The 21,635-nt window shown below is 43.4% G+C and carries 26 protein-coding genes; 16 read left to right on the plus strand and 10 right to left on the minus strand.

Annotated elements, in window-relative coordinates:
- Positions 1–25: 25 nt before the first annotated feature.
- From P2W83_RS14695 to trxB, 6 genes are all read left to right on the plus strand, one after another.
- Positions 26–1,183, plus strand: coding sequence for a homogentisate 1,2-dioxygenase (locus P2W83_RS14695; RefSeq protein ID WP_276134512.1), 1,158 nt, complete (start codon positions 26–28; stop codon positions 1,181–1,183).
- 30 nt (positions 1,184–1,213) lie between these two features.
- The gene (gene hppD, locus P2W83_RS14700) at positions 1,214–2,341 is read left to right on the plus strand and encodes a 4-hydroxyphenylpyruvate dioxygenase (protein WP_276134513.1); all 1,128 of its coding nucleotides are present in this window, start codon (positions 1,214–1,216) and stop codon (positions 2,339–2,341) included.
- Positions 2,342–2,466: 125 nt separating this feature from the next.
- Complete coding sequence (locus tag P2W83_RS14705) at positions 2,467–4,221, plus strand: PKD domain-containing protein (protein WP_276134514.1); 1,755 nt, start codon at positions 2,467–2,469, stop codon at positions 4,219–4,221.
- Between the two features lie 156 nt (positions 4,222–4,377).
- Positions 4,378–5,163, plus strand: a complete 786-nt coding sequence (locus P2W83_RS14710; protein WP_276134515.1) for a L,D-transpeptidase family protein — start codon at positions 4,378–4,380, stop codon at positions 5,161–5,163.
- Between the two features lie 46 nt (positions 5,164–5,209).
- Positions 5,210–6,133: a DUF4249 domain-containing protein gene (locus P2W83_RS14715; RefSeq protein WP_276134516.1), complete on the plus strand. Its 924-nt coding sequence runs from the start codon at positions 5,210–5,212 to the stop codon at positions 6,131–6,133.
- Between the two features lie 91 nt (positions 6,134–6,224).
- A complete protein-coding gene (trxB, locus tag P2W83_RS14720) occupies positions 6,225–7,193 on the plus strand; it encodes a thioredoxin-disulfide reductase (RefSeq protein WP_276134517.1) in 969 nt (322 codons plus the stop codon).
- A 147-nt stretch (positions 7,194–7,340) separates the two neighbouring features.
- Here trxB and P2W83_RS14725 read toward each other — a convergent pair whose 3' ends face one another.
- Entirely contained in the window at positions 7,341–7,865 is a 525-nt protein-coding gene (locus P2W83_RS14725; protein WP_276134518.1) for a DinB family protein, read from the minus strand.
- A gap of 375 nt (positions 7,866–8,240) precedes the next feature.
- Between P2W83_RS14725 and P2W83_RS14730 the strand changes: the two genes are divergently transcribed.
- Positions 8,241–8,804, plus strand: a complete 564-nt coding sequence (locus P2W83_RS14730) for a YciE/YciF ferroxidase family protein (protein ID WP_276134519.1) — start codon at positions 8,241–8,243, stop codon at positions 8,802–8,804.
- Between the two features lie 148 nt (positions 8,805–8,952).
- On the opposite strand, the gene P2W83_RS14735 is transcribed toward P2W83_RS14730, so the two are convergent.
- The 8 genes from P2W83_RS14735 to P2W83_RS14770 all read right to left on the minus strand — a co-directional run bounded on the left by P2W83_RS14735 (position 8,953) and on the right by P2W83_RS14770 (position 12,612).
- Entirely contained in the window at positions 8,953–9,513 is a 561-nt protein-coding gene (locus tag P2W83_RS14735) for a DUF4256 domain-containing protein (protein WP_276134520.1), read from the minus strand.
- A 12-nt stretch (positions 9,514–9,525) separates the two neighbouring features.
- Positions 9,526–10,113 (minus strand): YdeI/OmpD-associated family protein, encoded by a 588-nt coding sequence (locus P2W83_RS14740; RefSeq protein WP_276134521.1) that lies wholly within the window; start codon positions 10,111–10,113, stop codon positions 9,526–9,528.
- Complete coding sequence (locus P2W83_RS14745; RefSeq protein WP_276134522.1) at positions 10,110–10,499, minus strand: DoxX family protein; 390 nt, start codon at positions 10,497–10,499, stop codon at positions 10,110–10,112. Before P2W83_RS14745 ends, P2W83_RS14740 begins: the two co-directional genes overlap by 4 nt.
- Positions 10,500–10,505: 6 nt before the next feature.
- Positions 10,506–10,970, minus strand: coding sequence for an SRPBCC family protein (locus P2W83_RS14750; protein WP_276134523.1), 465 nt, complete (start codon positions 10,968–10,970; stop codon positions 10,506–10,508).
- A gap of 1 nt (position 10,971) precedes the next feature.
- Positions 10,972–11,295, minus strand: a complete 324-nt coding sequence (locus P2W83_RS14755; protein ID WP_276134524.1) for an ArsR/SmtB family transcription factor — start codon at positions 11,293–11,295, stop codon at positions 10,972–10,974.
- Positions 11,296–11,369: 74 nt separating this feature from the next.
- Positions 11,370–11,936 (minus strand): SixA phosphatase family protein, encoded by a 567-nt coding sequence (locus tag P2W83_RS14760; protein WP_276134525.1) that lies wholly within the window; start codon positions 11,934–11,936, stop codon positions 11,370–11,372.
- Positions 11,937–12,005: 69 nt separating this feature from the next.
- Complete coding sequence (locus P2W83_RS14765) at positions 12,006–12,335, minus strand: TMEM175 family protein (protein ID WP_276134526.1); 330 nt, start codon at positions 12,333–12,335, stop codon at positions 12,006–12,008.
- A 37-nt stretch (positions 12,336–12,372) separates the two neighbouring features.
- Complete coding sequence (locus tag P2W83_RS14770; protein ID WP_276134816.1) at positions 12,373–12,612, minus strand: TMEM175 family protein; 240 nt, start codon at positions 12,610–12,612, stop codon at positions 12,373–12,375.
- A gap of 231 nt (positions 12,613–12,843) precedes the next feature.
- Between P2W83_RS14770 and P2W83_RS14775 the strand changes: the two genes are divergently transcribed.
- The 9 genes from P2W83_RS14775 to P2W83_RS14815 all read left to right on the plus strand — a co-directional run bounded on the left by P2W83_RS14775 (position 12,844) and on the right by P2W83_RS14815 (position 19,375).
- Entirely contained in the window at positions 12,844–13,431 is a 588-nt protein-coding gene (locus P2W83_RS14775; protein ID WP_276134527.1) for a T9SS type A sorting domain-containing protein, read from the plus strand.
- 168 nt (positions 13,432–13,599) lie between these two features.
- On the plus strand, positions 13,600–14,727 hold the full coding sequence (locus P2W83_RS14780; protein ID WP_276134528.1) for a T9SS type A sorting domain-containing protein: 1,128 nt from the start codon (positions 13,600–13,602) through the stop codon (positions 14,725–14,727).
- Positions 14,728–14,815: 88 nt separating this feature from the next.
- Positions 14,816–15,391: a Crp/Fnr family transcriptional regulator gene (locus P2W83_RS14785; RefSeq protein ID WP_276134529.1), complete on the plus strand. Its 576-nt coding sequence runs from the start codon at positions 14,816–14,818 to the stop codon at positions 15,389–15,391.
- Between the two features lie 63 nt (positions 15,392–15,454).
- Entirely contained in the window at positions 15,455–15,892 is a 438-nt protein-coding gene (locus tag P2W83_RS14790; protein WP_276134530.1) for a carboxymuconolactone decarboxylase family protein, read from the plus strand.
- Between the two features lie 103 nt (positions 15,893–15,995).
- Positions 15,996–16,349, plus strand: a complete 354-nt coding sequence (locus P2W83_RS14795) for a DUF2200 domain-containing protein (protein ID WP_276134531.1) — start codon at positions 15,996–15,998, stop codon at positions 16,347–16,349.
- 56 nt (positions 16,350–16,405) lie between these two features.
- Positions 16,406–16,774: a VOC family protein gene (locus P2W83_RS14800; RefSeq protein ID WP_276134532.1), complete on the plus strand. Its 369-nt coding sequence runs from the start codon at positions 16,406–16,408 to the stop codon at positions 16,772–16,774.
- Positions 16,775–16,819: 45 nt separating this feature from the next.
- Positions 16,820–17,413: a dihydrofolate reductase family protein gene (locus P2W83_RS14805; protein WP_276134533.1), complete on the plus strand. Its 594-nt coding sequence runs from the start codon at positions 16,820–16,822 to the stop codon at positions 17,411–17,413.
- Between the two features lie 139 nt (positions 17,414–17,552).
- Entirely contained in the window at positions 17,553–17,915 is a 363-nt protein-coding gene (locus P2W83_RS14810) for a BlaI/MecI/CopY family transcriptional regulator (RefSeq protein ID WP_276134534.1), read from the plus strand.
- Entirely contained in the window at positions 17,912–19,375 is a 1,464-nt protein-coding gene (locus P2W83_RS14815; protein WP_276134535.1) for an N-acetylmuramoyl-L-alanine amidase, read from the plus strand. The genes P2W83_RS14810 and P2W83_RS14815 overlap by 4 nt, the downstream gene beginning before the upstream one ends.
- Positions 19,376–19,745: 370 nt before the next feature.
- Here the strand turns inward: P2W83_RS14815 and P2W83_RS14820 are convergent, their stop codons facing one another.
- The gene (locus P2W83_RS14820) at positions 19,746–21,632 is read right to left on the minus strand and encodes a DUF4365 domain-containing protein (RefSeq protein ID WP_276134536.1); all 1,887 of its coding nucleotides are present in this window, start codon (positions 21,630–21,632) and stop codon (positions 19,746–19,748) included.
- Positions 21,633–21,635 lie beyond the last annotated feature (3 nt).

Genomic DNA, 21,635 nt, shown 5'->3' on the forward strand with positions numbered 1-21,635 from the left:
TAATTTTGAAACCAAATTGTGACTAATGCCACATTACTATTCGCTTGGTAATATTCCACACAAACGTCATACGCAGTTCCGTAGGCCGGATGGGAAACTTTATTCAGAACAACTTTTCAGCACAGAAGGCTTCTCTTCGGATTACACACTTTTATACCATATCTATCCACCAACCCAGATCATTCGGGTTGAAGAACCGATAGATGTAAAGCCCAAACAGGCTACTGACAATATTCTTAAACACAGGAGTTATCAAGGCTTTAGTGTTAAGCAGGCTTCAGATTACCTGGAAAGCCGTAAGGTGGTATTGTTCAACAGCGATGTACAGATTTCGCTAGCAGGCCCGCAAGGCGGAACTAACAACTATTTTTACAAAAACGCCGATGCCGACGAAGTGATCTTTATCCATGAGGGATCTGGAACACTTAAAACGCAATATGGTAAAATACCTTTCAGCTACGGCGACTATGTAGTCGTACCAAGGGGAACTATTTACCAGATCGAATTCAATACACCCGACAACAGGTTATTCATTGTAGAATCGTTTGGACCGATCGCTTTTCCAAAACGATACCTGAGTCGTTATGGACAATTGCTTGAGCACGCACCGTTTTGCGAAAGGGATATACGGAAACCACAAGATATTGAAGCGATCGACCAGACCGGTGAGTTTCTTATCAAAGTAAAAAAGAAGGGCCTTCAATATAACTTCTGGTATGCTAATCATCCGTTCGACGTAGTTGGCTGGGATGGTTGTGATTATCCTTATGCGATAAGCATACACGATTTCGAACCTATTACTGGACGTGTTCACCAGCCACCGCCAGTGCACCAAACCTTCGATGGGCATAACTTTGTAATCTGCTCATTTGTGCCAAGGTTATATGATTATCATCCGGAATCGATCCCAGCTCCGTACAACCACAGCAATATCGATAGTGACGAGGTGCTTTACTATGTTGATGGCGACTTTATGAGTCGTAAGCACGTTACCAGGGGAATGATCACTTTGCACCCGGCAGGCATTCCACACGGACCGCATCCAGGCGCGGTGGAAAAAAGCATCGGCGCAAAAGAAACTAAAGAGCTTGCTGTAATGGTGGACACTTTCCATCCATTATTTATGACGCAAGATGCCCAGGCTATCGAAGATCAGAACTATGTAATGAGCTGGGCTGAATAATTTTTTGATCCTTTTTAAACAATAAAAGAAATGGAACAACTTACAGTAAGTGAAAAAATGAAGCAGGCCCAGGACTTCCTGCCTATCAATGGTACAGACCATATCGAGATGTATGTAGGAAATGCCAAACAGGCTGCACATTTCTATAAAACCGCCTTCGGCTTCCAGTCGCTGGCCTATGCTGGCCCTGAAACCGGTGTGCGTGATACAGCATCTTATGTACTGCAGCAAGGGAAGATCCGCCTGGTGCTTACCACTCCCCTTCGCTCGAATCACCCCATTTCTGAGCATATTTTCAAACATGGAGACGGGGTTAAAATATTAGCTCTGTGGGTTGACGATGCCTATAAAGCATTTGAAGAAACTACCAAACGTGGTGCTAAAGTATATATGGAGCCTGTAACTAAAAGTGATGAACACGGCGAAGTGCGTATGTCAGGCATCTATACATATGGTGAGACCGTTCACCTGTTTGTAGAAAGGAAAAACTATACAGGACCATTCCTTCCAGGCTTTAAAACATGGGACAGCAGCTACCAACCTGAAGACGTTGGCCTGTTGTACGTTGACCACTGCGTAGGTAATGTAGGCTGGAACCGTATGAACGAGACTGTAAAATGGTACGAAGACATTATGGGCTTCAGCAACATTCTTACATTCGATGACAAACAGATCAACACTGAGTATTCTGCCCTGATGAGTAAGGTAATGAGCAACGGTAACGGCTACGTAAAGTTCCCGATCAACGAGCCTGCAGAAGGTAAAAAGAAATCACAGATCGAAGAATACCTGGAGTTTTACGAAGGCGAAGGCGTTCAACACATTGCCGTTGCTACCAACGACATCATTGGCACTGTTCGCAAGCTGAAAGCACGTGGCGTTGAATTCCTGAATACGCCGGATACTTACTACGAAGACTTGTTCGCAAGGGTTGGCAAAATCGACGAGGACATCGCACCACTCCACGAGCTGAAGATCCTGGTAGATCGTGACGAGGAAGGTTATCTGCTACAGATCTTCACCAAACCGGTTGAAGACCGGCCTACCTTGTTTTTTGAGATCATCCAGCGTAAAGGAGCTAAGAGTTTTGGAGCAGGTAATTTCAAAGCGCTTTTTGAATCAATCGAGCGCGAGCAAGAGAAACGAGGCAATCTATAATTGACATATTTTCGTCATATCAAAAAACCTCTAAATATTTTTAGAGGTTTTTTGCTTTTGGCCAACCGCCCGGTTAATTTCATAGTCTACTAATTGAACCTTTTTATTCATCCTAAATTAGACCTATGAGAAACCTTTTACTTACCTCCCTGCTATGCGCTTCAGCCGCGGCAGCAAATGCACAATGCTCTCTTACCGCAAATTTTACCGGCACCACAGGAAGCCAACCCACGACGGTTATTATCACCAACTCCACAACAGTTATTAATGCGCCCTCAAACTCAATGCGGGTGGATTTCTTACGGTTTTCGAATGGGTCTACAGCATATGTAGGATCTTCCGGCGCTATCGTTGTAAATGCACCGTTATGCGGGTCGCAAAGTGCTACGCTCATTGCTAAACTTGTAGATAGTAGTACACAACAGGTTTTATGCATCGATTCCATAACTAAAACCATAACGGCCAACTGCCCCCCATGTTATTCCACATTTACAAAAGTAAACGGAGCCAATGGTCTGGTAACTTTTACGGCAAACAACCTTGCTAATACCCCTGGCATCACCTATACATGGGTATTTGGCGATGGTACATCCGCAACCGGCTCTCCAGTTTCACATGTTTATCCAACCAATGGTTCATTCATAGTCAAACTGATCTCATCAGCAAGCTCCGTGCCTTGTATCGATTCTACCACCAGTTCGGTTTATATTACCAATAAGGTGGGATGCCAGTCTACCATCTCAAAAACTTACTATGCCAACGGCATCGTAACATTTTCGGCAACTACATCGGGCGGCAATGCGGGTAAAACTTATACATGGCAGTTCGGCGACGGAAGTTCCGGCACGGGAAATCCGATTACACACCAGTATGTCGCTAACGGCACCTATTCTGTAACTCTGTCAACAACATCTTCATCTTGTTTCGACTCGACCAATACTACCGCAGTTATTACCAACAAACAAACGCCATCAAACTGGATTACAGGCATGATCATAGGTGATAGTACAGCTTCGGATACTTTCAAAGTATGGCTCATTCAATTCGATTCAACTACCAATAATCTCTATGCCGTAGACTCACAAGTTGTTGCAAATGGCTTCACCAGCTATGCTCAATATAATTTCATAAATAAACCAAATGGCGCGTACCGCGTTAAAGCACATCAACTTGATGGCCCGACAAGCGGCACTGGATACCTTCCGACTTATCACCTCAATAGCCTTTACTGGAATACAGCTTCTGTTATCTACCATATGGGAGGCGCCACAGCTGGTAAGAATATTTTGATGCAAACGGGTACTGTAACAAGCGGCCCTGGCTTTGTGGGTGGTAATGTTACCCTGGGTGCCAATAAAGGTACTAGCAATGGTATCGCAGGTCAGTTGATATTCGTACGCGACAATAACGACCAAGTCATCGCCATGACATATACCGACAACAATGGAGACTACCTGTTCCAAAACCTTCCGCTTGGCACTTACAGCATCTATCCTGAAGATGGCGGGTACACTACTACCCCTGCTTCTATCACACTTACCAATCTTATGAAAGGCACTCAGAATATTCATTTTGAAAAGCATGAAGTAGCACATACTATCACTCCTAAACCTACTTCGGTAAGCCAGGTAACCGAGAACCGCAGCTTCAAAATTTATCCTAATCCAACCAATGGCTTTTTGTACATCGATCTGGCTACTCGTGTTAAAGCCTCTGTTTCCATTTCGGACGTTACAGGCAAAAGGGTTTACAAACAGGAGCTTTCTGGCAATGGTTCTCAACAAACCATAGATATTAATCACTTACGTGCAGGCCAATACATCATTACCGTTGAGGCTGCTGGCAAGCATTACACGCAAAAGTTCGTTCTTGAGAAATAATTTCATATTTATAATGTATAAGAAAAAAAGGGGCAATGCATTGCCCCTTTTTTCATGCGTTTTAAGAAAACTTTTTGAAAGGGAAAATTTAACTTTGTAAAGATCACCTGCATAATAATCAGGCAGGTGGTCAGGGTAAACTTTATATTCTTCATTATGATGAAAGCAGGAAAACTGTTGCGCAGTTTGGTGTTGGGTACGGTGGCTATGTTTGCTTCCGCAGTTTCTTATGGACAGGACGACGTACAGACGTTCCGGAACTTCCAGTTTTCGTTCAACCGCGTATCGCAGGCCTGGACAAAGACAAATGACACCTTGCAGAAGTTGTTCAGACAGCAAGGCTTGTCTTACCCACCTTCGGATATCTACATCCGTACCTTTAAAGCTCAAAATGAAATGGAGCTTTGGGCGCGTGATAATGATACTGCTGAGTACAAACTCGTTAAGAACTACAGGATATGCGCTTTGTCGGGCATTTTGGGACCAAAGCGCGTAGAAGGCGATCGCCAGGTACCCGAAGGCCTGTATTTCATTGAAGACTTTAACCCTAAGAGCGACTTCCACCTGTCGATGCTGCTGAACTACCCCAACTATTCTGATATGGTGCTGGGCGACAAAGCAAAGCCAGGTGGCGATATCTACATTCACGGAGGCTGTGTAACCGTAGGTTGCATGCCTATGACCGATGGTGTGATACAGGAGCTATATACGTTGTGCCTGAACGCCAAGCTTTCTGGACAGACATACATCCCGGTTCATATCTTCCCGACAAGGTTTACCAAGACAGGCCTTAACTTTTTGGGCACTGCCTATGCCGGCGACGACGCCAAACAACGCTTCTGGGTAAACCTGAAGTCCGGTTACGACTATTTTGAAAGGTATCACCGTATTCAGCCTGTTATGTACACGCCCGACGGCAAGTACGTACTTCAGAACAACTAATGCCATTTGACGGTTTATCCATATTTTTGCGCCGTCATTCTTATTTATGCTCAAACTCATTTTCAACAGCAATGCCTTCAAGTTTTCAGGTATTGCTGTTGTTCTTTTTATAGTTACTCTGCTCGTTTCGTGCGAGAAAGATGTTGATATCAAGCTGCAGGACGGCCAGGCCCGCCTTGTAGTTGAAGGCAGTATCGAAACAGGCCAGCCACCATTTATTTTACTTACCAAGTCCATAGGCTATTTTGCTAAGATCGACCTGACTACCCTGCAGAACAGTTTTGTACATGGCGCTGAAGTGACCCTGTCTGATGGCAACCGTACAGTGAAACTGAGAGAGTATTCGTTTGATACCAGTGGCCTTGGTAACAAGTTCAGCTTCTATTCTATCGATACGTCGTCTCTGGATAACTTCATGATTGGCGAGGTAGAGAAGTACTATACGCTGACCATCAAATTTGAAGGCCAGACCTATACGTCTACCACCAAGATCCCTAGCCCAACCAGGCTTGATTCCGTGATCAGTGCCATACCGCCTTTTATTCCGGAAAACAACCCCGACGTTCGCTTTATCAAGGTGTTTTTCAAGGAGCCCGATACTGCAGGTAACTTTGTGCGCTACTTTACCAGCCGCAACGGACAGCGGTTCTACCCCGGTCTCAACTCTGTATATACCGATGAATTCATCAACGGTACTTACTTCGAAACGCCACTGTCTGGCGGTGAAGACCGGAACAGCACCGTTGGCCGCGATAGCCTCGGTTTCTTCTATCCGGGTGATACGGTGGTTCTTAAATGGGCAGCTATCGACAAAAAGGTTTACGAGTTCTATAACACCTTTGAGTACGCCATTGGAACGCTGGGAAGCCCGTTCGCTACACCCATTAGTGTAAAATCGAATATCAGCAATGGCGCGCTGGGCGTGTGGGCTGGCTACGGAACCTACCTGGATACGGTAGTTATTAAGTAGTTTTCCACGTTTATACCCAAATAAGCAATTGCTAACCAAAACACTGCGGAATTTTTCGCAAATTTGTTGTCCTGTTTTATAATAAGATATCATGGCTGAAATAGAAAAAGTACACTGTCTGATCATTGGTTCCGGTCCTGCCGGCTATACCGCTGCTATATATGCATCTCGCGCTAACCTGAAACCTGTGCTCTACCAGGGTCTGCAACCGGGTGGCCAGCTTACCATCACTACCGATGTAGAGAACTACCCCGGCTACCCTGAAGGTATCATGGGCCCGCAGATGATGATCGATTTTGAAAAACAAGCACAACGCATGGGCGCTGATATCCGCTGGGGTATGGCTACCAAGGTAGACTTCACCAATCGTCCGTACAAAGTGGAGATAGATGAAGAGAAATGGATCGAGGCTGACTCTGTGATCATAGCTACCGGTGCATCGGCTAAATGGCTGGGCCTGCCTTCTGAGCAACGTCTGAATGGCCATGGCGTTTCTGCATGCGCAGTTTGTGATGGCTTCTTCTTCAAAAACCAGGAAGTGGCTATTGTAGGCGCCGGCGATACAGCATGCGAAGAAGCTCTGTACCTGTCTAAACTGTGCAGCACCGTACACATGCTTGTACGTCGCGACGAGATGCGCGCCAGCAAAGTGATGCAACAACGCGTGTTCAACACCCCGAACATCAAAGTATATTGGAATACCGATACTTTGGAAGTACTTGGCGAGAACAAAGTAGACGCCATTAAAGTGGTGAACAACCATACCAACGAAGAAACTACCATACCTGTAAAAGCATTTTTCGTAGCCATAGGCCACCAGCCAAACTCTGACCTGTTCAAGGGCTGGCTGGATATGGACGAAGCGGGATACCTTATTACACAACCAGGTACGTCTAAGACGAACATTGAAGGTGTATTTGCCTGCGGCGATGTTCAGGATAAGATATACCGCCAGGCGGTGACTGCTGCTGGTAGCGGCTGTACGGCAGCCCTCGATGCTGAGCGCTACCTAGGTGCGCTGGAGCATGCTCATATGGAGCAGCAACAGGCAACTGCCTAAGGAAGTTATTCGCATCGCTTCATGATTTCAATGGCATGCTCATGAACTCGCTGCGCTCGGTTGTTGTCGTTTGTTGTCGATTTTCATGACGACACTAGTTTGAAAGGATTTATAAATGAAAGCGGGAAGATCACTCTTCCCGCTTTTTTAATTTTTTGCTGTTGCTGCCATTGCCGCTACATCGTCGGCCGAGGGACCGTACATGCCGGGGATAGGTACGTCGAGCAGCCTGAGGAATACACTGAGCTGGCCACGGTGGTGTACCTGGTGGTTGCCCATCATATAGCGTATAGCTTCGTAACTGCTGAGCTGGAAGACAATGTGCTCGCCGCGGCGGAATGTCCACTGCTTAGCCAGGTCTTCATCAGTTGCTTTTTCCAAAGCCGCGATCGCTGCACTCAGTTTTGTTTCAAACAGATCAAGCAGTTCCTGCGTGTTCTGGCAGTTGGCTGGTTTGTATGGTTGTGCAGCCATGTCAAACACATCATTTTCCAACGGGCGGTTTAACCAATGTGGTATTTCGGCCACATGCGACGCCAGGCGGCCCAGGGTCATTGATTTTTCGTGTGGACGCCATTCCAGTTTATCTGTCGGCACCACGGCCAATATTTTTCTTGTGCTTGCTGCTTCTCTTTGCAGTTCTGCTATCAGCAGTTGGTTGAGTGGTTTCATGTTTATTTTTTTAGGTCGTGATTGAGCGGCAATTTATGCCTTTGGGGTACATCTACAATATCGTTTATCGCTATAGTGGCATTTTTTGTTGCCGTTTGTTGCCGAATTGGGGAGGAATTTCAGAACAACAACTTTTTGCCAACCGCTAAATCGTTGAGTGCAAATGCCTTGTATTCCTGCCGGCAAAAAACTCTCTTTTTAAACGACAATAACGGTGACCAACAGCTGCTGATTTAAAATCTAAAAAGTTCACATCTCATACTTTTACAATAGCAAATATACGACAATACTTACATAAACACAATGATAGTTCGAAGCAGCAAATGGCAATTAAAAGGCACGATTTTAATGTCTGTAAAACAAAAAAATTATAAAATGCCAACAGCTACCAAGAAAGCAGCCGTAAAAAAACGTAATGCAGGAACTGCCAATCCGGAACCTAAATTAATGGAGCTATTCAAAGACGAGATCAAAGACATCTATTGGGCGGAAAAGCACCTGGTAAAGTCGCTCCCCAAAATGATGAAGGCTGCTACCACCGACCAACTGGCCACTGCAATAGGAGAGCACCTCGAAGTAACAAAAACTCATGTAAGTCGCCTTGAGGAGGTATTCGAGTTGCTGGGCGAAAAAGCTCGCGCTAAGAAATGCGAAGCGATGGAAGGCCTGGTAAAAGAAGGCGAAAGTATTGTAGAAGATACAGACGATGGTTCTGCGACACGTGATGTAGGCATTATCCTTGCTGCGCAAAAAGTGAAACACTATGAAATAGCAACCTATGGCGGCCTGGTACAACTGGCAAAGACATTAGGCCTCACAGATGTCGCCGGTATATTATTACAGACGCTTAACGAAGAAAAAGAGGCAGACCTGACTCTTACAGATATCGCGGAGAACGATATTAATTACGAAGCGGCAGGAGAAGACGAAGAAGAATAGTCTTGATCACCAATAACGAAGTGGCATCTGGGAGACTTCATCCATTCTTTCAAAATCCCCATTAACAATATCACAAACCGAGCTAAATATATTAAGCCACTGCCCCGAAACTATATTTTAGGGCAGTGGCTTTAATTGTCACTGAAAGCTAAACTCTTAACGCACCACGAAAGCCCCGTGCAGCATAATAAGACTCCGCACCATTGTGATACAGGAATACGGTATTATAGCGACGATCGCAAAAGAGAGCACCACCGAGTTTCCTGATATCCGCAGGCGTTTGTACCCAGCTGGAAGTTTTCAGGTCAAATTTCCCTAGTTGCTGCAGCTCACGGTATTCTTCCTCTGTCAATAGTTCGACACCCATATCGGCAGCCATGTTTACAGCGCTATCGGCGGGCTTATGTTCTTTCCTCGACTCCAGGGCTTCGGCATCGTAACAAATACTTCTGCGACCCTTAGGACTTTCTGCCGCGCAATCATAAAAGGTGTATTCGCCGGTCTTTTTATCATGGCCTACAACATCCGGTTCGCCACCCGTCATTTCCATTTCGTTGAGTGACCATAGTTTTTCCGGTTTGTCTTCGAGCTTTGCTTCGACTTTAGACCAGTCAATACCCTTGTGACGGCTCATGTTTTTTTCGAATCGTGCCTTTAGTATATCGAGTAGCTCCCTACCCTGTTGTGACGATAATTTCTTTTTGCTCATGTTGTGTTTGCTTTAGTCGTTTAACCCTTTCCCCTCTAATATTTGCGGTGTGCATTTCTCTATTCTCGACTCCCGCGTTTTGGCTTGTTTAGGTGTGGAAAAATGAAGCAGGTACGCGCGTTGCCTTCCCGGCGTCAGTGCCTCGAAAGCTTTTTTCAGTTTGGAGTTTTTGCCCAATACGGTTTTAAATTCCTCCGGCATTTTGAATTCAGTGGTTTTTTTCAGCGCTGGTTTTATGCCAGCCTTTTCCACCTCGATAGCTTCATAGATATATGCTTTAAGAACCGGAGCCAGCTTCACTATTTCGCGCACGTTAGTAAATCGTATCTGCCGCGGTACCTGCACATTTGCAGTTTGTTGTATCAGGATGCCATTGGGGTCGTTTAGCAGAGAACCTTTGAAAAACAAGTAGGCGCAATACTCCTTGAACACGTGTATCAGAACGATGTTCTTTTTCTTGTAAACATAACAAGGGCTACCCCATTTCAACTCTTCCTCCAGCCCGCAATCAAGTACAATAGCTCTAAGTTGTTCTATCTCCTTTTGCCACGGTTTACCTTTTGCAAAGTAGAAGTCGGCTTTGGGATTCGTGTTGTTCATTTGCTAAAATTAACTGAAATCAGCTTTCTATCCATTGGTCTGAAATACCAGGATACAGAGATCAGCAACAGCAACAACATCACCGGAGCTATTTCCTTTATAGTATTATGGTGAGCGATGTGTGAATACAAAGCACCTGACATCATAAAGAATAGCCCTGCATAGGCCCATTCCTTCAGCAAGGGGAAGCGTGGAATAAGTATAGCAACAACGGCAAGAAGTTTTGTAAGTCCCAGCAAAGTCAGAAAGTAGTCGGGATAGCCGAGGTCTAAAATAAACTCTACTTCACCCTTCATTCTAAGTAATTGCACAATGCCTGTGGATGTCATTCCGAGCGACAGCCACAACGTGGCGATCCAATAGATGATCTTGTTTGTTTTAGTCATGGTTGGTTATCTTAATTTGCTAACAATTTCCTGTATGCGATTATGCGCCATGTTGATGCCCTGCGCAAACGGCAACTGTAATATCTGATCTCTATGGCCTACCGACCTATATACAACATGCATAGTAACCTTGCTGGTGTCATCGGTGAGCTTTTCAAATTCAATAAACTCGAGCTGCACGGGGAAAGGTGTATTCTCCATTTCAAATGTCCGTGTGATCTTTTGTTCCGGAACGAACTCATGGATCACGCCGTTGAAGCGGTGTTTACCTCCTCGTGGATCGGTCGTTTCGAACAGGTATCCGCCATGAACTTTATTTTCCAGTTTCAGCACTTTGGTCCCCATCCATTGCTCTACCAACTCAGGCTCTACGTAGGCTCTGAATAGTAGCTCCAATGGCAGATCGAATTCCCGGGTAATTACAATTTCCTGTTTGCCGTCTTCGGCGTGGACCTTTGTTTTACGTTCCATGCTATTTTTTCGCTTTGTAGTTTTTCATGATTGTTTCCAGCTTGTTGAACCTGTCGTCCCACATCTGGCGGAACGGCTCAATAAATTCGGCTACTTCTTTCATCTTCATTGCATTTATATGATAGTATATTTCCCGGCCGTTTTGCTCCTGTTTCAGCAATTCGCACTCGGTAAGTATTTGAAGGTGTTTGGAGACTGTAGGACGGGCTGTGTCAAAGTTGGCGGCTATGGCCCCGGCTGTCATTGCCTGGCTAGCTACGAGCAAAAGAATAGCTCTCCTGGTAGGGTCTGCTATGGCTTGAAATACATCTCGTCTCAGGTTCATTATGTAGCTATTTGACTACAAATATACGTGTAGCTATTTAACTACACAAATTTTTCTTTTTGAAAAAAGGATAATTACGGCGTCTCTTTGCCGTACTTAAGTGGTGTCACCGTCGGCTTTAGCTTCTCAGGCATGCTGACTACAAACAGGTTATCGTACTGGCTGTCTTCAATAATGACATTGAAAGAATTATTGCTGAGCTCCTTCACCATATCAGGAACGGTGTTAGAGTGACCGACCACCACGACAATCTTTCCTCGATAAGCAGAAAGTATCTCACTTTCCAAGTCAGTGTAGGACTTGGTTGTTGGATATTCGGTAATACTGAGGCCCTTGGCAGTTGCCAACGGTTGTACAGTTTGCCGTGTACGGTTAAATGGTGTTGAATAAATGGCGCTTATAGATAGATTATCCAATAAGCGTTTCAATTCTTCAGCGCGCAGCAGTCCGTCACTGTTCAGGTTTGGGTCGGCGCCAGTGGTTTCTTTCTCGGCATGTCGCAGAACGATGAGCGTAGTTGTTGTATCGCTGATCAATGCGGGAATAACGGTGGTGTCTCGCACCTCTACATAAACGGTGTCTCTAACTGTCACGATCTGGGCTTTTGTTTCTTTTTTGCAGTCACAAAAAAGCATAGACATTCCGGCAATTATTAAGAATAACAGTTTGCGCATACATGGATTTGTAAGTCAAATTAATAAAAACAGCGTTCATTTCGCACGTTTTAACTTGAACACTGTATTGGGAAAGAACCACACGATTGTCACAAACCCCATGATGGTAAACGATATTTTCGGATATCCGGCTGCAGCAACAAAAGCCGCAACAAAATCCATTGTAATGGTGAGATAAATCCTGAAATCATCCGGATATTCTTTAGCAAGTTCAGAATCTGGTCCATGCAATTTCCTTAGATGGTTAAGCACGGGAAGGATCAGCACTTTGGAACAGCCGTTGACTAAAGCATATAAAGCCACGGGCGCAGAGGCAAACCTGCTCTCACCTACCCAGGCAGTTGTGAACGGTAGAAGTGACTGCAAGAAAAGCGCCGCCAGGTTATACCAAAGAACATAACTATTAACAATGGTAACCTTCGAAAATAGACGGTGATGATTGTACCAGAAAAGGCCCACAAATAAGAAAACTCAAAACATAACTAATAAAAACCGGTAGCACGTCGAGTAATGCATTCCAATCAGTTCCATTGGGAACATCTAACTCCAGTACCATGATCGTCATGATAATGGCCACAGTGGCATCCGAAAATGACTCGAGACGCTGTTTGTTCATAGTCATTGCAGCCAGGCAAAAAAGCATCCGGCGCACATAACAAAATTAGAACAAACATGCGGCAGGGAAACTCATCTAATGACGAGCGGTTTTCCGTATATAGATAAGGTCAAAAAGACAATAAAATCATTGCTGAACTTTAAAAGATCGGTTGTGCGATTTTTATAAAATTCATACCCGCAAATGCGACTTTGAAAACCAATTGATTCGTAGGTGCGATTTTTGCACGCAGCTACTACACTACAAAATTATTTGCTCATGAAAACAATTTTATCAACTCTTTTGGGCATTCTCCTTTTTTCAATCAATGCCCTGGCGACAGTGCACACTGTTTCGGTTGGCGATTTTGCCTTCGCGCCCAACTCACTCAGTATTAGGCTGGGTGATACCATCCGCTGGAATTGGGCAAACGGACTGCATACTACCACAAGCACGTCAGTGCCCGCAGGCGCGGCCACATGGGATTTCACATTGCAATCCACAAGCACCAGTTTTATTTATGTACCAACCGTTGAGGGCACATACAATTACAAGTGCTCGTTTCATGAATCGATGGGAATGCTTGGCTCTTTTACAGTTATCGGACCAAGCACAGTCAAGGCTAATCCCGATAAGTTTTTCGCCGTATCTCCGAATCCCGCAAAATCTGAAATAAAAATAAACTCAGCGGGATTGAAACTACAAGTTTCCATTGCAGATGCACTTGGTCGGCAAGTAATATTGAATCCTCTTTCCGAAGCAAATAATGAACAGACCTATTCAATTAAACATCTGTCTTCAGGGATATACATGCTTGTCATCAGGGCAGATGAGAGCGTAACCGTGCAAAAACTGTTCATAGAATAACAAAAGAGCTAACAACCATTACACAAAAAGGCCGCTATAATAGCGGCCTTTTTGCATATTTATCCATTGGGTATCGTCAACAAACTGATCTCAGCTTAGAGTTTGCAGCTTTGAGGAATTATATGTATTTTTCTTTTCCTCATTTTTCACACTATTACTACGAACGCTATGAATTTTAAATTAGTATTCCTGTCGTTGCTGGCCTTATCGTTTGGGAGCTGCAAATTAAAAGAACCCCAGGACACCGATCACCCGACCGAAACCTCAACGGTTGCGGACAACGACACTTCTGCCGCCGAAGAACATGTGGTCATTTCAGAAACAGATACCGTTGTTACCCAGGTTGATTCATTTAAGATCTATAGTGATCAGTTGGCGTCGACGTACGTGAGATTGCCACCTGTATACCAACACGAGATATTTGAAGAAAACGAAGCGGCAACCGGCAAATTCTCCAAGCTTTCAAAAGCCTGCAATGGACGCATGAAGGTGCTTATGAACTCATCTGCTGTTGTCAGCGAAATGACTTCTACTATAAAAGCTGCCTCTGCAACGGAGTCCGACATGGTAATCCTGATCGACAGGACTGCCAGTATGGGCGATCATATCAACAAGGTAAAGGAGGGTATCAACCAGATCATTGATACCGTAAAAAAATATAAAGGCACCCGGCTGGCCATTGCTACCTATGGCGACAAGAATTATGAAGGCCCATGGTGGTTCAAGTTTAAGAATTTTGAAACCAACTATAACCAGGCAGCCCAGTATGTAAAGGATATCGAAATAATAGGCAACCCCGACTGGCCGGAATCTGTATATGACGCGGTTATGCAATGCCTGCAAAGCGATTTTTGGCAATCGAAAAAGAAATGTAGCATCATCCTGGTGGGCGATGCTCCGCCGCAAGAAAAACCATACTGCGACTATACGCTAGAGGATGTGATCAGTGCATCGAGAGAGAGAAAAGTACGAATGAACTTCTACCCGATCCTGATCCTGCCTGAGATCAGGCAAGTGCGAATTTCGGAAGAGGATAAAGACAAATATGAAAACATCACCGGCAACACCACACTCTACCCCAACCCCTGCCGCGGCAAATTGACGCTGACCATGGAAAAAACAAGCACTTACTACATTGAAATATACAACATGAACGGCGAGATCGTGGTAAACGATCAGCACTTCGGCATCATCTGGCAGAGGGATATTTCTGACCTACCTAACGGCGGATATATTGCTCGGGTAATTAATTCAGACCACACCTTCGAGCTATTTAAGTTCATACTGCAACATTGATGCGCAGAGCCTGAAGCTACTAATAATTACTTACTTTAAGCTTAGCTGCGGCTGCGAGAAAGAATATCCCTAGTTTTGAAATCGCAGTATGTCAAGCGCCTTACAACAGCATATACAGAAGTTCACCAGCATTGGTGGAAAGGAAATGAAGGAGATACTCTCTTTTTTCGAAACGATAGAACTAAAGAAAAAACAAAACCTGCTAACCGAAGGCAGCGTATGCAAGCACAGCTATTTTGTAGTAAAAGGTTTGCTGCGTATGTTTTTCATCAATGATAAGGGCGTAGAACAAACCACGCAGTTTGCACTGGAAAACTGGTGGATAGCTGACTATACCTCGTTTGAACGGCAGGAGCCTTCGGAGTTCAATATACAATCTGTTGAGAAAGCAGAAGTGATGGCCATAACCTATGCTGCACAGGAAATACTATTGCAACAACACCCTTCTATGGAAAGGTATTTCAGGATGGTACACCAGCGGGCCCATGCGGCAGCCCAGTTCAGAATAAAGAGCCTTTACGGCCTTTCACGCGAGGAATCTTATCATTTATTTGCTGATAGACACCCGGAATTTGTGCAGCGGGTTCCGCAATACTTACTGGCATCTTTCCTGGGCTTTACCCCTGAATACCTGAGTGAAATAAGGGCAAAACGAAAATCTTAAACCAGTTTAAGCAACCGGGCGAAGGTTCAGGCCTAAATTTGTGTTCTAATAATTTTTTATCAAATGGAAAGAATGAATATCGGAAAGCTGCTGCCAGAAGTATACAAGTCGATGTATGCTTTAAGCATCATCTCAGCAAAGTCCAACCTCACGAACATTCAAAGAGAACTTATCAAGATCAGAGCATCGCAGATAAACGGTTGCGCTTTCTGTATTGATATGCACACGAAAGACGCACTGAAATACGGCGAAACTCAACAGCGCATCTTCCTGCTGAATGCATGGAGAGAAACCAGCTTGTTCACCGACGAAGAAAAAGCGATACTGGCCATAACTGAAGAGGTAACGCTCATCAGCCAACATGGACTGACTGAAGCTACTTACAATAACGCAATGAAGTATTTCAGCGAGGAGACCATAGCCCAGATCATTATGTCGGTGGTGGTTATTAACGCCTGGAACCGCATATCGGTAAGCAGCCACACAGAAATACCTGAGTAGGAGTCTTGCCGTCAAAAATAGCAAAAGCCGCTCCTCAGCGGCTTTTGTTTTATTTGCGAACCTATTCAGAAGTTGATAGATTTGATAGATAATACAACTGAAAATGGATAATATCCAAAGAGTATACAGGATGCCTTTTGCGAGCGTATACCCGTTATACATAAAAAAAGTGGAGAGAAAAGGTCGCACAAAAGAAGAGGTTGACGAAATCATTTTCTGGCTGACAGGATATAACCAGCAAACACTGCAACAACAGATCGACAGGAAAACCGACTTCGAAACCTTTTTTGCGGAGGCGCCACAGATCAATCCAAATGCATCGAAGATCACTGGTGTGATTTGCGGATACCGAGTAGAAGATATCGAGGATGAACTGATACAAAAGGTTCGCTATATGGACAAACTGATAGATGAACTAGCGAAGGGAAAGAAGATGGACAAGATATTAAGATCGTAAGGATCAAGCTTGACTGCTGATTCAATTTTTATTAACACAACAAACCACATATACAAATGAAACGTGTAACAGGAATTGGGGGCATTTTTTTCAAATGCAAAGACCCCGAGAAATTCAGGGAATGGTATAAAACCCATCTCGGTTTTGATATAACACCCTACGGAGCAAAGTTTGACTGGGCCCAGGAAGGCGGATATACGCTGTGGAGTCCCTTTTCAGAAGAAAGCAAAAAATTTGAACCCTCGTCAAAAGAGTTCATGATCAACTACCGGGTTGAAAACCTGGATGCACTTGTAGCAGAATTAAAGAAGGAAGGAGTGACAGTGTTGGGTGATGTAGAATCGTTCGGTGAGTACGGAAAGTTTGCGCACATTCTTGACATAGAAGACAACAAGATCGAATTGTGGGAGCCGGCGAGCAAATAGTACACCAATAATTAATCATTCAACGATCAAAAAAGGTGAAACAATATGAGAAAGCTTGTCGTCCTATCGATGATCACCTTAGATGGTGTAATGCAGGCACCCGGTGGACCTGAAGAAGATACTTCGGGCGGTTTCGAGTATGGTGGCTGGGTAGCACCTTATTTTGACGAGGTCTTTGGCAAGATCCTCAAGGAACAGCTGAAACCCACAGACCTGCTTTTAGGCAGAAAAACATTTGAGATCTTTGCCAGCTATTGGCCAGATCATGAAGCTATATGGCCTGGTATCAACCAGGTTACTAAATACGTCATGTCAAAAACCATGAAAAAATCTGAGTGGGAAAACTCAGTTTTCATCGATAACGTCGCTGATATCGAAAAACTAAAAAAATCAGAAGGTTCTGATATCCAGGTTCACGGTAGTGGTGAGCTCATTCAGCTACTTCTGCAGAATGATTTGGTTGACGAACTGTGGCTCAAAATTTACCCGTTGACGCTTGGCAAGGGGAAAAAATTGTTTCGCGACGGTGCCATCCCCGCAGCATTTACATTAATAGAAAGCACAGTTACACCAAGCGGTGTTATAATGGCCAACTACCGGCGAGCCGGAAAGGTCAAGACGGGCACCGTCGGAGCCTAAAACCGCGAAAAGCAAAGCCACTGAGTTTCAGTGGCTTTTTATATTCTCCAACCTTCTTTTGCACAAAATCATAAAAACAATTTGTTGAACTAAATTTTTAGTTTAGTTTTAAACTATAAACTTAGTTCAATATCGTATTATGAAGCGACTGACTAAAGCTGAAGAACAAATAATGATGGTTCTGTGGGAGATCGGTAGCGGGCTCTTGATGGAAATAGTAGAGGCGATGCCGGAACCCAAACCACATAAGAATACAGTAGCCACCATTCTAAAAATACTTACAGAAAAAAAGTTTGTGCACGTAGAGCCAGTTGGACGGTTTCACAAATACTACCCTTCAGTTACAAAAGACGCTTACTCCAACCGGACATTAACAGGCCTAGTAGCAGATTACTTTGAAGGGTCTTTTACCGATGCTGTTTCATTTCTTGTAAAAAAGAAGAAGCTGTCTGTAAGTGACCTGGAGCTATTACTTAAACAACTAAAAAAAGATAAGTCATGAGCCTACCAATCTTCTCGTTTATCATGCAATCGTCGATATGTGCGGCTATCTTTTTCTTATACTATTTAGCGGTATTAAAACGTACACACACGCACCAGTTCAACCGCTGGTATTTGTTTTGCTCAGTTTTGCTTAGTGTAACATTACCCCTATTAGAGCTTCCATCGCTTTTGGGCAGCTATGCTCCTGCAGCCGGGTTCACCATGATGCCGGTTATTGGTACAGGTGGCGAAATCGAAACAACGTTCTTTTCCCAAGGCAGTGGTGAGACCTCCATCAAAGACATTTTGAACAATACCTATTATGCAGTGGCAATATTGCTGGGCGCAATGTCGCTCGCAAAAATTGTGTGGGTAGCCTGCATTTATTATTTCGGTAGCAGGTACCGCCGCAATGGCGTTAGGTTTGTTGAGTCTTCACTTGTTAGCGGACCATTCTCTTTCGTGAACACTATATTCTGGCCTGCGCATCTTGATGCAAATAGCGCTGAAGGTACTCGTATTATAACCCATGAGCTGGCTCATATCCGCCAATGGCACACGTTTGACAAGCTGATCGTTCAAACGATCCTCTGCATCTGTTGGCTTAACCCCGTACTCTGGTTCGTAAGACGCGAGCTGTGGTTGCAGCATGAATTTATTGCCGACAACGCAGCCATTGAAAACAACGACTCAGAGGCGTTTGCCCGAATGCTCTTATACTCCACTTACAAGATCGATAACAATACCATAGTTAACTTTTTTTATCACTCCCCCATCAAAAGACGTCTTAACATGATACTAAACAATTCTAAAGGCACCAGCACTATAGTGCGCTGCGTATGCGCTCCCCTGGCTTTAATGCTATCGTTGGCTTTCCTTTCTTTTAGCGCCGCAGACAATGCCGCCCAACACCCGCGTGCCAGCAAAAAGATTGTAGTGATTTTGGATGCCGGGCATGGCGGCATCGATATAGGTGCCAACAGCAACTCCGGCCACCAGGAAAAGGATATCACGCTTGCTATATGCAAAAAGATAGAACACCTGGCCAATGAGTACAACATCGAGATAATCCCAACAAGAACCGGGGACGAACAGGTGTTGCTGGAGAACCGGGTAAAACTTAGCAACAATAAGCAAGCAGACATTTTTCTTTCCGTACACCTTGCCAAGAACGATCCAAAAGACGCACATGCCAACGACTATAAACTTGGTATCAGCTCAAAAAACAGCAATTACCAAAGCAGCCAAATACTTGCATCTGCTATCGCAGGGCGACTCAAATCCCAGGACGTCAGCGCAAGTGTATCGGACTATAGCAAGGTCTTTGTTATTCGCGAGTCGGCACATACTGCAGTTCTGCTTGAATGTGGCAATATAAATGACCCATCTAATGTGGCCCTTATACTCGATGACACTAAGCTTGAGCTTATGTGCAGAAACGTGCTGAGCGGTATTGTAGACTATGAGCACAGTCGCTAATAAGTTTCGGTAGCCAACAGGGTGCGATTTGCTGATTTTTGTTGCCGTTTGTTGCCGTTTTGGGGAGAAATTTAAAGACTACAATTTTGAGTTTTCAATTCACTTTCGAAACGAACCCGTTGACAATAAACCAGTCGCGGCCGAAAATGATACAACATTGCTGCACGAAGATTGATAACCTTTGTTTCCGGCAAAGAGGACATCATTAGCGTTATCCCACCCTGTCGTGTGTACAATTGTGTACTTTTTCGATTATTTCAAAAAATACACAAGCGGCGATGTCGGAACCCAGCGATTTCAAAGAGTTATTATATAGCAAATATACTACAAATTAACAAAATATAAAATTTATATTTTCGATGGGAGTACTCTAGAAATCATTGTTAGATAATATTCGTTCATGAGATTTTCGTTGCTTAAAAAAATCCTTGAGCCGATCTTTAATGACCATTTTAAGTAATTCGTTCATTGGAGATGTTTTGAACATAAAATCAATCGGCCTGCCTTGAACCATTGTTATTCGATATTTTCTTTTAGAAATAGTAACATCAAATTTTCTGTCCAACCAATATTTCTCACGATTAATTGGCTGTTGCTCGTCTTCGATAAAGTAAAAATATTGCTCGCCGATTTCAGGTAAAAAGGGTCGTAAATGATAAGTTTCGAGATGAGGTCTACTATTCACTGAGTCACTTTCTGTATAGTTAAGAACATGGACGAGAGAATACTCAGAGCTTTCAGGGTAATTCAAATATTCTTTTATGTTTGGAAAATATTCGTTTAAACATTTTTCGAAAACCCTGCTAAAATTCTGCTTCAGCTGTTTGAAATTCCCCCATAAAGTCTCCTTACTCCATTTTTGCCACGGATACAATGAATATCTTCTTTCATTAACGTCGTTTGCATAAACGCGAACAGCATTGTCGAATCCCAATTCTTCGAGCAGAATGACATAAAATTTTAGAGCGTTGAAACTATAAAGCCTGGAATCTAAACTAACCTCAACTTTAGGTCGGTGATTTATTGAAATCATTTCTATAGCACTCTGAATTTTCTTCCGGTGAAATTCTTGATTTGAAATTTTCGCCCGGTGATCAATATTAACTCTATCTTCTTTAACCCAGTCAGCATAATATCCACTTTCGGCTTCAAGCATCGGAAGGATACTAAACAATTTCAGTTTTAGGTCTTTAAGAGAATATGAGTCTAATCCTGGTATAAAATCTAGATAATCGCAGAATGTGTCAATAAAGCTAATCAAGTACTCGTTGGCGGAAAATTCGTCTGGAACAATGAAAGTATATTTATCTATCGTTTCATTTATTGTTTTTTCAAGTTCCTTATAAGCGTAAACCCAAGGCGTTTCTTTTATTATCTCGGGACTAAACTTCGATGCTATTGATAAAATAGTACCATCATATAATTCCTGAAAAATGTCATCATAATCCTCGCGCTTGACACTTTTAACGAGAGTCTGCTCTTTTTTAAATTCAACGGGGTACAAAAGATAATTAAACTCGTCTGCATCGTATTTAAATACTCCGATACCAATTTTCCAGTAGTTTGGATACAAATACTTCTTAACGAAGTTAAACTCTCTATCCAGTATGTAATTGTAGATATCAATGAATTCATGAATCTCTTTCAAAACCTGTACTGGCAGATTAGTAGGAGCTTCAAGTCTCGTTTGCAACTTTTCGAGGCTTTCTTTCAATTTACTATTAACATCCAGCACTTCATCGTACCCATGTATTTTATCGATTGATTCTTTTGCGATTTTAATCCAGTCAGCGACATACAAATTATTCGTACCATCTAAGCAGTTTTCGATTGGAATAGCTATTGACACGCTTTTACCTTTAATCCTTTGACTAGTTTCTATTAGAGTTTTTCTGTCAAAGTATTTCCAGTACGCCTTTTTATCGTCCCTATTCACAACGATTAGAATAACGGGAATTACGGAAATATCGCAGTATGCTAACAATGAGGTTTCAACCTGATAAGACGGTTTTTTATAGTTTTTGGGTTGAAGCGTCTTTAATTGAATATCAATTTTACCAATTGGAAATTGCTCATTATCAGTAATCTCTAAAATACCATCTGAGTTGGGCACTTTATCGAGAGTACGAACATCCCCTTTAATAAATTTTCTATCTAACAAAACATGAAAAATATCCCTTACCTCTTGTTCTGTTGAACTCGTATAAGGATAACCCGCAGGTTTTGCATCAATAATCTTCTTGCCTTGTACTTTCATACT

This window comes from Polluticoccus soli (assembly GCF_029269745.1).
In the GTDB taxonomy this organism is placed as follows: domain Bacteria; phylum Bacteroidota; class Bacteroidia; order Chitinophagales; family Chitinophagaceae; genus Polluticoccus; species Polluticoccus soli.